The following is an 11,962-nucleotide window of genomic DNA, read 5'->3' on the forward strand; positions in this document are numbered from 1 at the left end:
GCGTTTCAACCCGACCCGTAGCAGCTGTCGAGCTTTAGCGAGGCTGCGTCGGGGCCACCGCAGCTGTGTCAGATACACCGCTACGCAGCCTCGCTGGTGCTCGACAGCTGCTACGAATACATAAAAATCAATCAAGCAAAGGGGTGTCGATATGCGTCTGGTGAAAAAGCTTCTCCCGCTGGCCTTGGCGGCGTTGTTCAGCAGCGCGGGCCATGCCGCGCAGACGGTCAGTGTGTACAACTGGACCGACTACATCGGTGAGACCACCTTGGCCGACTTCCAGGCCAAGACCGGGATCAAGGTGATCTACGACGTGTTCGACTCCAACGAGACCCTGGAAGGCAAACTGCTCGCCGGGCGCACCGGCTATGACGTGGTGGTGCCGTCCAACCACTTCCTGGCACGCCAGGTCAAGGCCGGCGCGTTCCTGAAACTCGACCGCTCGCAGCTGCCCAACTACAAGAACCTCGACCCCAAGCTGCTCAAGCTGCTGGAGAAAAACGACCCGGGCAACGCGCACTCGGTGCCGTACCTGTGGGGTACCAACGGCATCGGCTACAACGTGGACAAGGTCAAGCAGGTGCTGGGCATCGACCATATCGACTCGTGGGCCGTGCTGTTTGAACCCGAGAACATCAAGAAGCTGCACGAGTGCGGTGTGGCTTTCCTCGACTCGGCGGACGAACTGTTCCCGGCGATCCTCAACTACATGGGCAAGGACCCCCGCAGCGAGAATCCCGAAGATTACAAACAGGCCGAAGCCAAGCTGCTGACCCTGCGGCCGTACATCACCTATTTCCATTCCTCAAAGTACATCTCGGACCTGGCCAACGGTGATATCTGCGTGGCGTTCGGTTATTCCGGCGACGTGTTCCAGGCGGCCAACCGCGCCAAGGAAGCCAAGAACGGCGTGAACATCGCCTACTCGATTCCCAAGGAAGGCAGCAACCTGTGGTTCGACCTGCTGGCCATCCCGGCAGACGCCGCCAACCCGAAAGAGGCTCACGCTTTTATCAACTACCTGCTGGACCCTGAAGTGATCGCCAAGGTCAGCGCCAGCGTCGGCTACGCCAACCCGAACCCGGCGGCCAAGGCTTTCATGGCGCCGGAGTTGGTGAACAACCCCGAGATCTACCCGTCCCAGGAAGTGCTCGACAAACTCTACATTTCCACCACCCCGACGCCTGCCGTCATGCGCTTGATGACGCGGTCCTGGAGCAAAGTGAAGACCAACAAATGAACCGTTCCCCGTCCGAGCACGCCCGTTCCTATTACCTGGCTTCGGCCAACGCCATGCCACAGCGACCCGCGCTGGGGGCTGACCTGACGGCCGATGTGTGTGTGATCGGCGGTGGCTTCACCGGGGTCAACACCGCCATCGAACTGGCCCAGCGTGGCCTGTCGGTGATCCTGTTGGAGGCCCGGCGGATTGGCTGGGGCGCCAGCGGGCGCAATGGCGGGCAGTTGATTCGCGGGATTGGGCATGACGTGTCGGGGTTTGCCAAATACGTGGGCGAGGAGGGCGTGCGTTACCTGCAACAGGCCGGGATTGATTCGGTGGCGCTGGTGGGCGAGCGGGTTCGCGAGCATGGCATCGATTGCGACCTGCGCTGGGGGTTTGCCGAACTGGCCAACACTGCGGCGCAGTTCGCTGCGTTTCAGGGCGAACTGGAGAGCCTGGCTGCCTTGGGCTATACGCCCGAAACCCGGCTGGTGGCGCCACAGGATATGGCGCAGGTGGTGGGTTCCGGGTTGTATGCGGGCGGATTGGTGGACATGGGGTCCGGGCATTTGCACCCGTTGAACCTGGTGCTGGGGGAGGCCGCTGTAGCTGAATCCCTCGGTGTGCGGATTTTTGAAAACAGTCCGGTGCTGGAGTTGATCCACGGCGACACGGTGCAGGTGCGTTGTGCCTCCGGCACCGTGCGCGCGGCCAGCCTGGTGCTGGCGTGCAACGCACACCTGGACGAACTGGAGCCGAAGCTGAGCGGCAAGGTGCTCCCGGCAGGGAGCTACATCATCGCGACCGAGCCGCTGCCGGCTGAGTTGGCCAGCCAGTTGATCCCGCAGAACCTGGCACTGTGTGACCAGAAAGTCGGGCTGGATTACTACCGGCTTTCAGCCGACCGACGCTTGTTGTTTGGTGGCGCCTGTCATTATTCGGGGCGTGATCCGGCAGACATCGCCGCGTACATGCGGCCGAAGATGCTCAAGGTTTTTCCGCAACTGGCTAATACCGCGGTTGAGTTTCAGTGGGGCGGGAAGATTGGGATTACGGCTAACCGTTTTCCGCAGGTGGGGCGCTTGAAGCAGCATCCGAATGTGTTCTATGCCCAGGGCTATTCGGGGCATGGGTTGAACGTGACCCACTGGTGCGCGCGGCTGCTGGCGGAAGGGATTCATGCCGGTCAGAGCCAGGGCCTGGACATTTTCAGCCAGGTGCCGCATATGACCTTTCCGGGTGGCAAGGCGTTGCGTTCGCCGCTGCTGGCATTGGGGATGTTGTGGTATCGGGTGCGGGAGATGCTTTGATCCCGACCATATTTCATCCTGCATTTCAACTGGCCGTACGGTCAGTTACCCCGCCTGAAACGTTTGAGTAGATTCCTCCCCGCTGCATTTTCAATCCAGGGAGGAAAAAAATGTTCAACGTCAACCAGCATCGCCACGACTACTTCTACAACCTCGCCACCGTCATCGACGACCTGATCCCCGAAGACCTGTGTGATGCGCTCGGCGCGCGGGTCAACAGCATCATCGAGGAACAAGGCGTCGACCTGGTCAGGCACCAGAGCCTGGGCACCGATGCGGTGTCGGACCTGGGCGGTGAATACAACCACCATATCTTCAAGGGCGACGACATTCGCTGGTACCTGCCGGAACTGACCGCGATCTACCACAGCCTGGTGCCGCTGGTCAGCCTGGTCACCCATACCGATGTGGTGGTGTCGCCGTATCCGCTTTCCGACATCAACATCAAGGCCTATCCACCGGGCGGCGGCACATTGGGGCTGCATTACGACACCAACGGCATCACCGTGTTGCTGTTCCTCACCACCAACCAGGAAGCACCGCTGCGCATGCAGATCGATCGTTCCCATCCGAGCAAGAAGGAGCCCTGGACCGAGCACCGGAATATCTTCGCCAAAAAAGGCTCGCTGCTGATCATGCAAGGCCGCAAGACCCTGCACGACAGCGAGCCGACGCTGACCGAGCAAAAACTCTCGGTGGTGTACAACTACTACGAGCGCCACGACACCTACCGCCACGAAGACTTCGACAACTTCGTCTACTACGGCATCCAGCCCAAGGCCCTGGAGTCGAAGCCGGCATGAAGATGAGCAAGCTGGATTTATTGGCCGGGGTGCTGGTGACAGTGATCTGGGGGGCCAACTTTTCGGTGATCGGCCTGGGGCTGCAATCCCTGGACCCGTTTTTACTGACGTTGTTGCGCTTCACGTTCTGCGCGATCCCGCTGGTGTTCTTTATTCGCAGGCCGCGCGGCGTGTCGTACTGCACGCTGGCCACTTACGGTGTGCTGTTCGGCGCCGGGCTCTGGGGCGTGGTGAACATTGCGATGTACAACGGGCTGTCGGCGGGGATGTCCTCGGTGTTCCTGCAGTTCAGCGCATTTTTCACCATCGTGCTGAGCGGGTTGTTCCTCAATGAGTCGATCAACCGGGTGCACATGGCCGGGATGGCGTTCGCGGTGGCGGGGTTGCTGTTGATCCTGTACCTGTCTAACAAGACCTCGACCACGCTGGGCATTATGCTGGTGCTGCTGGCGGCGGTCGCGTGGTCGGTGTGCAACCTGATCGTCAAGGTGAAAAAGCCCGCAGACATGATCGCCTTTATCGTCTGGTCCAGCCTGTTTTCGTTGCCGGTGCTGTTGCTGATGACGTTGTGGTTTGAGGGGCTCAGGCCGTTTGAAAACCTGCTGGAGGACTTCACGTGGGGGGCGGGATTCTCGATCTTCTTCCAGTGCTACATCACCACGATTGGCGGTTACCTGGTGTGGAACAACCTGATGAAAAAATACCCGGCGTCGATGGTCGCACCGTTGTCGCTGATCGTGCCGGTGTCGGGGATTCTGGCGTCGTGGCTGTTTTTTGATGAGCGCTTGAGCCTGGGGCAGTTTCTCGCGATTGGGTTGGTGTTTGTGGGGATTGCGATCTTCGTGAATTCGGCGAAGATCGCTGTGGGATTAGCCAGGCGTTAGCAACAGGCCTGCTTTTCTGTGGGAGCTGGCTTGCCTGCGATGGCATCCACTCGGTGTGTCTGAAGGACCGAGTTGTTTGCATCGCAGGCAAGCCAGCTCCCACATTCCTTACCGCTCGATCGACCGACTCCACCGCGCGTTCCACTCTGGCCGTGCCTGGTTCACCTGGTCCCAGTCAATCGAAATCGCCGTCTGCAGATAGCTGTTCATCGCTTCAACCCGGGCCCGGGTTTTGTCGGTGGTCGGCGTCGTCGGGTTGGACGGAATCTGATCCCCCAACTCCAAAGCCGGCGCCTGCGCTTCAGCGGTCAACAAAAACTGCGCCAGTTTCTGCGCCAACTCCGGCTGGTCATTACGCGCAATCACACACTCCGCGACGTTCAACACCACCGCCCCTTCCTTAGGCTGCGCATACTCCATCGGTACACCCAACAACTGCTGCGTGGTCACCTGCGTCGGCGTCAGCGGGAAGATTGCCGCCTCATCCGTCTGCACCATCTCGGAGATCTTCGCCGAGCTGGCGATGTATTCCAGCACGTTGGGCCCGATAGTTTTCGGCCACGCCTTGAACCCAGGCTCCACGTTGGTTTCGCTGCCGCCCTGGATCCGGTTGAACATCAGGAACCCATGCAGCCCAAACGTGGAGGAGGCCAGGGACTGGAACACCACCTTATCCTTGAAGCGCGGGTCGGCCAGGTCCATCCATGACGTCGGTGCCGCCCAGCCTTTTTCCTTGAACATCTTGGCGTTGTAGCCCAGGCCGGTGACGCCGAGGGTTACGGCAACCGCCTCTTCCTTGATTTTCGCCTTGGCCGGAATCTGGTCCAGCGTCGGGTTAGGCGTGAGCTTCTCGCACAGGCCCATGGAGATGGCGCGGTACATGATGCCGTCGTCGAGGAACATCACGTGCATCTGCGGGTTGTCTTTGTTGGCCTGCACCTTGGCGAGGATGTCCGACGAGGTGCCCGGCACGATCACCACTTTCACGTTATTGGCCTTCTCGAACGCGGGCAGCACCTTGTCGGCGTAGACCCGTTCCATGGTGCCGCCGTTCATGCCCAGGTACAGCGTCGGTGCGGCGTGGGCCGCTGTGCTTAACAGGGCGAGGGACAGGCAAGACAGCGCAGTACGTTTGATCATGTGCATAAATCTTCCTCTCAGACTTGGAAACGACGGATGGAAAACGCTTCGATGGGTTGCCGGCTGGCCCCCGTGCAGACGATTTCTGCCAGGGCTTCACCGACCGCAGGGCCGAGCTGGAACCCGGCGCCGGCAAAGCCGAAACCGTGGAGCAGGCCGGGTTGGGTGCTGCTGTCGCCGATCACTGGTTCGTGGTCGGGCAGATAACCTTCGGTGCCGCTCCAGGTGCGAATCGCCTGGGCACCCTTGAGGAACGGATACAACTCGCCGGCGTTGCGCAAAATCTCCAGCACTGCTGCTTGCCCCGGGCGCGCTTGTTGCGGGCCCAGGGCAAAGCCGCGACCGCCACCGAGGATGCAATTGCCCCGGGCGACTTGCCGCGCATAAATCCCGCCGCCTTCGACGCCGGTGCTGACGTCCATCACCACCGGCAATGGCTCGGTCACCAGCATCGCCGGGTGCGCCGAGGTCATCGGCACCGGCTCGCCAAACTGCGCGGCCACGGTGCCGGCCCAGGCGCCGGCGCAGTTCAGCAGCCACGGAGCTTGCAGCTGCAGCCCATTGGCACAGCGCAACTGAAACCGCTGGCCGTCATGTTCAAGGTGGGTCACTTCGGTTTGCTCCATCACCCGGGCGCCGTGGCGTTGCGCGGCGCGGGCAAAGGCGGGGGAGACCAGGCGGGGATTGGCGTGGCCGTCTTCGGGACATAACGAAGCGCCGACCGCCACATCGCCCACCCACGGGAAGCGGGCGCGCAGTTGAGCGTGATCCAGCATCTGCAGCCCCAGGCCAAAGCCCCGGGTGGCGTCGGCGTAAGCCTGCAACGCGGCCAGGTCGTCGTGACTGCGGGCCAGTTTCAGATGCCCGGAGCGCACGTATTCGCCGTCGATCCCGATCAGCCCCGGCAGGTCGGACCACAGCTCATGGGAGCGTTGCGACAACGGCAATTGATGCAAGGGGCGACCCTGGCGGCGCACGCCGCCATAGTTCACGCCGCTGGAATGGGAGCCGCAAAAGTCGCGCTCCACCAGCACCACACGCCGGCCTTTTTGCGCCAGCATCAAGGCTGCCGAGGCGCCGACAATCCCGCCGCCCAATACGATCACTTCGCTGTCGATCATGGCTGCACCTCCACGCCAAACGGCAACGGCTTGATCGGTGCCTGGCCACGCAGGCGGCCAACGTTTTCAATACTGCGGCCACTGCGCTCGGCAATGATTTCCGCCGCGGCCAAACCACACATCCGGCCCTGGCAACGGCCCATGCCCACCCGGCAATGGGCCTTGACCCGGTTCACTTCCCAATGGCCTTCATCCACCACCGCACGCACCTCGCCGACGCTGACTTCTTCACAGCGGCACAGGATCAATTCATCCGGGGCTTTGGCCGCCCAGTTTTCCGGGAACGGGAAGGCGGTTTCCAGGCCGTGGCGAAAACGCTGGATACCTGCCAGTTGCTGCTCAAGAGCGGGCCCGCGACGCTGGTCGATGGCGACGCCGGTGTCTTCCAGCAATGCCAACGCCGCGCGCTCACCTGCCATCTGTGCCGCATCGGCGCCCATGATTCCAGCGCCGTCGCCCGCCAAGTACACACCCGCGACACTGCTACGCCCGGCGCTGTCACGCTGGGGCAACCAGGCGCGGTTCAATGGGTTCCAGGCAAATTCACACCCGAGCAAATCCGCCAGTTGGGTCTCGCTGCGCAGGGCATGGGCGAAGGCCACGGCGTCACAGGCGATGCGCTGCTGATCCCAGTGGATACCCGTGACCCGCTGCTCACCGTCGATGTGCGACAGCGTTGCCCCTTGATGCACCGGGATGCCATGGGCCGTGAGCCAGGCGCGGTAATACAGACCCTTGGCCAGGGTCGCCGGCTGGCCGAGCAGCGCCGGCAACGCACGGCATTGCGCGCTGAACGGTGCGCTGTCGAGCACCGCCACCACCTTGGCCCCGGCCTTGGCGTACTGATATGCCACCAGGTACAGCAACGGCCCGCTGCCGCAAAACGCCACGCGCTCACCGATGGCGCAGCCTTGGTACTTCAGCGCGATTTGCGCAGCGCCCAGGCTGTATACGCCGGGCAAGGTCCAGCCCGGCACCGGCAGGATACGGTCGGTAGCGCCGGTGGCGACGATGATCTGCGCGTACTCGAGGCTTTCGGCGTGGCCGTTGTTGAGCATGTCCAGGCGGCCGTTTTCGGCGTTCCACACCAGGGTTTCCGGGCGGTAGTCGATCAGGGTTGCCAGCTCGTCCATGGTGCGATGCAGTGCCGTCGCCTTGCCCGCTTCAAACCCATATAACTGCTTGGGCGAGCGCTGGAAATTTGCCGGTTGGCGCCGATAAATCTGCCCGCCGCCGCGCAGGCTTTCGTCCACCAGCACCGGGGTTACGCCATGGTCCAGCAAGGTCCGTGCTGCGGTAATGCCCGCCGGGCCTGCGCCCACTATCACCACGTTCTTCATGCCTGGCGCCCCGGATCACGGCGAATCGCCTGGCCGTCTTCCAGCAGGGTCGAGCAGGCGCGTACGCGGCGCCCGTCCTCCAGGCGCACCCAGCAATCCTGGCAGGCGCCCATCAGGCAGAACCCGGCGCGGCGCTCGGCGCTGAAGTCGCTGCCCCGCAGGTGTTCGGCGCAGGTCAGTACGGCGGTGAGCAAGGTGTCGCCGAGCAAGCCCGTGGCGGGCTGCCCGTCGAGGGTGAATGCCAGGGTTGGCCGCTGGGTCTCGGCCAGTCGCTTGAACAGAGCCATCAATGTTTCCCTACCAGCACGCGGTCCAGGCCGTAGACCCGGTCCAGCAAAATCATCGCCGCCGCGGTCAAGGCAATCACCAGCGCCGACACGGCCGCCATCATCGGGTCGATGGATTCGGTGGCGTACACGTACATGCGCACCGGCAAGGTCTGGGTGGCCGGCGAGCTGACGAAAATCGACAAGGTGACCTCATCGAAACTGTTGATGAACGCCAGCAACCAGCCGCCGGCAACGCCGGGCAGAATCATCGGCAAGGTGATCTGGCGAAACAGGGTGAAGCGGCTGGCGCCGAGGGATTCGGCGGCCTGCTCGGCGCTGCGGTCGATACCGATGGCGGCGGCCAATACCAGGCGCAACACGTACGGCGTGATGATCACCACGTGGGCCAGCATCAGCCAGGTGAAACTGCCGTTGACGCCCATCATTGCGAACAGCCGCAGCATCGCCACCCCCAGCACCAGGTGCGGGATGATGATGGGCGAGAGGAACAGCGCACTGAAGAAGTTGCGGCCGGGGAACTGGTAGCGACTGATCGCGAGCGCCGCCGGCACTGCAATCAAGGTCGCCAGCGTGGCGGCAACGAACGCCAGGACCAGGCTGTTATAGAACGCCTGGATAAAGTCGGCGCGCTCGAACACCGCGTGAAACCAGCGCAGGGAGAAGCCCGAGGTGGGCAGGCTCAAGGTGTTCTCCGGGGTGAACGCCACCAGGCACACCACCACCAGCGGCGCCATCATGAACAGCACCACCAGGCCGTGAAAGCCCAGGGCCAAAGGACCGTTTCTGGACATCGTCTTATACTCCCAGGGACTTTTTGTAGCGGCCTTCGACCATGCGGTTCCAGCTCAGCATGATCAGCAGATTGACCAACAGCAGCACCACCGCGATGGTCGCGCCCATGGGCCAGTTGAGTTCCGAGAGGTATTGGTCGTAGACCACCGTGGCAACCATCTTCAGCCTGCGCCCGCCCAGCAGGCCGGGGATCGCGAAGGAGCTGGCGGCCAGGCCGAACACGATCAGGGTGCCGGACAGCACGCCGGGCATGACCTGCGGCAACACGATCTTGCGCATCACCGTGGCCTGGCTGGCCCCCAGGGACAGCGCCGCCTGTTCCGCCGATGGGTCGAGCTTTTGCAGGGAGGTCCACACCGGGATGATCATGAACGGCAGCATCACGTGCACCAGCGCGATGATCACCGCGAACGAGGTGTACAGCAGCTTCACCGGCTTGCCGCCGAGGGCCTGGATCACCTGGTTCACCAGGCCATCGGCGCCCAGCAGCAGGCTCCAGCCGAACGCCCGCACCACCACTGAAATCAGCAGCGGGGTGAGGATCAGGATCAGGAAGATCGAGCGCCACGGCGTGCCCATGCGGCTGAGGATATAGGCCTCGGGCACCCCGATCACCACGCACAGCAAGGTCACCAGGGCGCTGATCCAGAAGGTGCGCCAGAAGATTTCGTAGAAGTACGAATCGCTGAACAGCGACAGGTAATGGGCGAAGGTCCACTCATCGGCCTTCACCCCCACCTGGTAATCGAACACGTTGAACGACAGCACCAGCGTCAGGCCCAGGGGCAGAATCAGCAGCCCAAAGAACAGCAGCAGCGCCGGTAACGACAACAGGTAGCCACGGCTCATGGATGCACCTCATCGGCCGCCAGCACCCGCAGCAGGCTCGACTCCCAATCCAGGCCCACCGCCGCGCCGCAACCCAGCGGCGCGCTGCCGTCGTTGCGCCGCACCACGGTCAACTCGCCGATCTCGGTGTTGATGCGGTACAGCCATTGGCTGCCGAAGAAATAGCTGTCGAGAATCTTGCCTTGCAGGCGCCCGCTGTCCGGAGCCACCAGGTCGATCTTTTCCGGGCGCAGGCTCAGGGTCAGCTCGCCGTTGCCGGGCGCGAAGCGTACTTGCGGCGCGCCGAGTTGATCGAAGTCGCCTGTCAGCAGATTGGCCTTGCCGACAAAGTCGGAGATAAACCGCGTGCGTGGGTGTTCGTAGAGTTTGTACGGCGCGTCGATCTGCGTGACGCGCCCGGCCTCCATTACCACCACCCGGTCACTGATGGACAGCGCTTCGGCCTGGTCGTGGGTGACCATCAAGGTGGTGATCCCGACTTCGCACTGGATGCGGCGGATTTCGAACTGCATCTCCTCGCGCAGGTTGGCGTCGAGGTTCGACAGCGGCTCGTCCAGCAGCAACACCGGCGGCTCGATCACCAGGGCGCGGGCCAGGGCCACGCGCTGGCGCTGGCCGCCGGAGAGTTCCCGCGGGTAGCGCGCGGCGTGGGGCGCCAGGCGTACCAGTTCCAGCACGGTCTTGACGCGGCTGGCGATCTCGCTGGCGGGCACTTTGCGCATCTTCAAGCCGAAGGCCACGTTGTCGGCCACGCTCATGTGGGGGAAGAGGGCGTAGCTCTGGAACACCACGCCCAGGCCACGGCTGGCGGGTTTGGCGTGGGTGATGTCGCGACCGTCGAGGAGGATCTGGCCACCGGTGACGTCGACGAAGCCGGCGATCATTTGCAAGGTGGTGGTCTTGCCACAGCCCGAGGGGCCGAGCAGGGACACGAATTCGCCTTTTTCCACCGCAAGATCAGTGGCGACCACCGCGTCGACGGCGCCGTAGCGTTTGCTCAAGGCGTTGAGTTGGAGAAAAGCCATGTCTGCGTTCCACCTTTTTTGAGTCGCGTCGAAACGCGCTTTTTTGTTTTGGGCAGATGCGAAAAGGGTGTTGCGGGTGCGTTGGCGCTCGATCTTGAGTCGGCTGCCGTTAGTTGTTCATTTCGCCCCTGTGGACGCAGATTAGGGCGAAAGACTAGGATGGCGGAAGATAGAATTTCACTGGATAGAGTACTTTTTTCAGTTTCATTCACTGATCAGAATTTTGTGCGAGATATCGGCTTATGGATTCCACTGAGCGGAATGAAAGTGTCAAAGAAGTCGGCGCCGGTGGCGTCTCACGGTTGTTCGCGCTGCTGCGTATCCTGGGGGCGGCGCCGGACGGTGGGGAGCGGGTGACGCAACTGGCGCAGCAGGTGGGGTTGTCGCAACCCACCACTCACCGCTTGCTGCGCAGCCTGATGGACGAGGGCATGGTGGAGCAGGATGCGCGCAGCAAGCGTTATCGGCTGAGCCTGGAGTTCTTTGCGCTGGCGGCGAATGCAGGGAACACCGGCAACCTGCGGGACCTGGTGCGGCCGAGCATGTTGCGCCTCAGTGCATCGTTGGGGGATTCGTTGTTCCTGCTGGCGCGCAGCGGGTTTGATGCGATCTGCCTGGACCGTAGTGAAGGGCCGTATCCGATCCGCACGTTTACGGGGGACATTGGCGGGCGCGTGGCTTTGGGCGTGGGGCAGGGCAGTTTGGCGATCCTGGCGTTCCTGCCGGAGGAAGAGCGGGAGACGGTGATTCGCTACAACCTGCCGCGGCTCAAGGATTTTCACCTGTACGACGAGGTGTTTTTGCGTTCGGAGGTGGAGAGTGTGCGGCGGTTGGGGTATGCGGCGCGTAATACCGGGGTGCTGGAGGGCATGGCCGGGTTGGCGGTGCCGATTCTGGATCGCAATGGGCATGCGGTGGCGGCGTTGAGTGTGGCGACCATCAGCGACCGGTTGGGGCCGGGGCGGTTGCCCACGGTGGTGGAGTTGTTGAAGCGCGAGGCGGCGGCGATCGGGCCGAGGATTAATCCGTTTGATCCGACGTTGCGGCGGCCTTCGCAGATCTTTGGTGGGTAGCTGAGATTAAATGGGGGTTGAGTACATATCCGTTCCTGCGGTAACGGCTGCTTAGGGTTTCGCTCTTGGGGCAGTCAGATCAAGATCAAAATCAACAGCACGGCGGCCTGAAA

12 protein-coding genes are annotated in these 11,962 nt (G+C 62.6%); 5 read left to right on the plus strand and 7 right to left on the minus strand.

Translation table 11 applies throughout. The features are described from left to right. The first annotated feature begins 151 nt into the window (after positions 1 to 151). The 4 genes from HX875_RS22695 (at position 152) to HX875_RS22710 (ending at position 4,219) form a co-directional block, all read left to right on the plus strand. On the plus strand, positions 152 to 1,240 hold the full coding sequence (locus tag HX875_RS22695) for a polyamine ABC transporter substrate-binding protein (protein WP_177045901.1): 1,089 nt from the start codon (positions 152 to 154) through the stop codon (positions 1,238 to 1,240). Beyond that, positions 1,237 to 2,532 carry an NAD(P)/FAD-dependent oxidoreductase gene (locus HX875_RS22700; protein ID WP_177045903.1) on the plus strand — a complete coding sequence of 432 codons (1,296 nt, stop codon included), beginning with the start codon at positions 1,237 to 1,239 and terminating at the stop codon, positions 2,530 to 2,532. Before HX875_RS22695 ends, HX875_RS22700 begins: the two co-directional genes overlap by 4 nt. 110 nt (positions 2,533 to 2,642) lie before the next feature. Continuing rightward, positions 2,643 to 3,335: a hypothetical protein gene (locus tag HX875_RS22705; protein ID WP_177045905.1), complete on the plus strand. Its 693-nt coding sequence runs from the start codon at positions 2,643 to 2,645 to the stop codon at positions 3,333 to 3,335. Then, a complete protein-coding gene (locus HX875_RS22710; RefSeq protein WP_177045907.1) occupies positions 3,332 to 4,219 on the plus strand; it encodes an EamA family transporter in 888 nt (295 codons plus the stop codon). The genes HX875_RS22705 and HX875_RS22710 overlap by 4 nt, the downstream gene beginning before the upstream one ends. 108 nt (positions 4,220 to 4,327) lie before the next feature. Here HX875_RS22710 and HX875_RS22715 read toward each other — a convergent pair whose 3' ends face one another. From HX875_RS22715 to HX875_RS22745, 7 genes are read right to left on the minus strand one after another with little or no spacing between them, the layout of a single operon-like run. Further along, entirely contained in the window at positions 4,328 to 5,359 is a 1,032-nt protein-coding gene (locus tag HX875_RS22715; RefSeq protein ID WP_177045909.1) for an ABC transporter substrate-binding protein, read from the minus strand. 17 nt (positions 5,360 to 5,376) lie between these two features. Then, on the minus strand, positions 5,377 to 6,480 hold the full coding sequence (locus tag HX875_RS22720; RefSeq protein ID WP_177045911.1) for an NAD(P)/FAD-dependent oxidoreductase: 1,104 nt from the start codon (positions 6,478 to 6,480) through the stop codon (positions 5,377 to 5,379). Then, entirely contained in the window at positions 6,477 to 7,820 is a 1,344-nt protein-coding gene (locus HX875_RS22725; protein ID WP_177045913.1) for an FAD/NAD(P)-dependent oxidoreductase, read from the minus strand. The genes HX875_RS22720 and HX875_RS22725 overlap by 4 nt, the downstream gene beginning before the upstream one ends. Beyond that, positions 7,817 to 8,107 carry a (2Fe-2S)-binding protein gene (locus tag HX875_RS22730; RefSeq protein ID WP_063028847.1) on the minus strand — a complete coding sequence of 97 codons (291 nt, stop codon included), beginning with the start codon at positions 8,105 to 8,107 and terminating at the stop codon, positions 7,817 to 7,819. Before HX875_RS22730 ends, HX875_RS22725 begins: the two co-directional genes overlap by 4 nt. Continuing rightward, a complete protein-coding gene (locus HX875_RS22735) occupies positions 8,107 to 8,901 on the minus strand; it encodes an ABC transporter permease (RefSeq protein WP_010175265.1) in 795 nt (264 codons plus the stop codon). Before HX875_RS22735 ends, HX875_RS22730 begins: the two co-directional genes overlap by 1 nt. A 4-nt stretch (positions 8,902 to 8,905) precedes the next feature. Beyond that, positions 8,906 to 9,751: an ABC transporter permease gene (locus tag HX875_RS22740; RefSeq protein ID WP_177045915.1), complete on the minus strand. Its 846-nt coding sequence runs from the start codon at positions 9,749 to 9,751 to the stop codon at positions 8,906 to 8,908. Then, a complete protein-coding gene (locus tag HX875_RS22745) occupies positions 9,748 to 10,776 on the minus strand; it encodes an ABC transporter ATP-binding protein (protein ID WP_177045917.1) in 1,029 nt (342 codons plus the stop codon). The genes HX875_RS22740 and HX875_RS22745 overlap by 4 nt, the downstream gene beginning before the upstream one ends. A gap of 242 nt (positions 10,777 to 11,018) precedes the next feature. Between HX875_RS22745 and HX875_RS22750 the strand changes: the two genes are divergently transcribed. Then, a complete protein-coding gene (locus tag HX875_RS22750) occupies positions 11,019 to 11,849 on the plus strand; it encodes an IclR family transcriptional regulator (protein WP_177045919.1) in 831 nt (276 codons plus the stop codon). Positions 11,850 to 11,962 lie beyond the last annotated feature (113 nt).

Source organism: Pseudomonas yamanorum (assembly GCF_013386765.1).
Lineage (GTDB): Bacteria > Pseudomonadota > Gammaproteobacteria > Pseudomonadales > Pseudomonadaceae > Aquipseudomonas > Aquipseudomonas yamanorum_A.

Coding starts and splice junctions, on each gene's coding strand:
- HX875_RS22695 (WP_177045901.1), top strand. CDS start 152: ATGCGTCTGGTGAAAAAGCTTCTCCCGCTGGCCTTGGCGGCGTTGTTC.
- HX875_RS22700 (WP_177045903.1), top strand. CDS start 1,237: ATGAACCGTTCCCCGTCCGAGCACGCCCGTTCCTATTACCTGGCTTCG.
- HX875_RS22705 (WP_177045905.1), top strand. CDS start 2,643: ATGTTCAACGTCAACCAGCATCGCCACGACTACTTCTACAACCTCGCC.
- HX875_RS22710 (WP_177045907.1), top strand. CDS start 3,332: ATGAAGATGAGCAAGCTGGATTTATTGGCCGGGGTGCTGGTGACAGTG.
- HX875_RS22715 (WP_177045909.1), bottom strand. CDS start 5,359: ATGATCAAACGTACTGCGCTGTCTTGCCTGTCCCTCGCCCTGTTAAGC.
- HX875_RS22720 (WP_177045911.1), bottom strand. CDS start 6,480: ATGATCGACAGCGAAGTGATCGTATTGGGCGGCGGGATTGTCGGCGCC.
- HX875_RS22725 (WP_177045913.1), bottom strand. CDS start 7,820: ATGAAGAACGTGGTGATAGTGGGCGCAGGCCCGGCGGGCATTACCGCA.
- HX875_RS22730 (WP_063028847.1), bottom strand. CDS start 8,107: ATGGCTCTGTTCAAGCGACTGGCCGAGACCCAGCGGCCAACCCTGGCA.
- HX875_RS22735 (WP_010175265.1), bottom strand. CDS start 8,901: ATGTCCAGAAACGGTCCTTTGGCCCTGGGCTTTCACGGCCTGGTGGTG.
- HX875_RS22740 (WP_177045915.1), bottom strand. CDS start 9,751: ATGAGCCGTGGCTACCTGTTGTCGTTACCGGCGCTGCTGCTGTTCTTT.
- HX875_RS22745 (WP_177045917.1), bottom strand. CDS start 10,776: ATGGCTTTTCTCCAACTCAACGCCTTGAGCAAACGCTACGGCGCCGTC.
- HX875_RS22750 (WP_177045919.1), top strand. CDS start 11,019: ATGGATTCCACTGAGCGGAATGAAAGTGTCAAAGAAGTCGGCGCCGGT.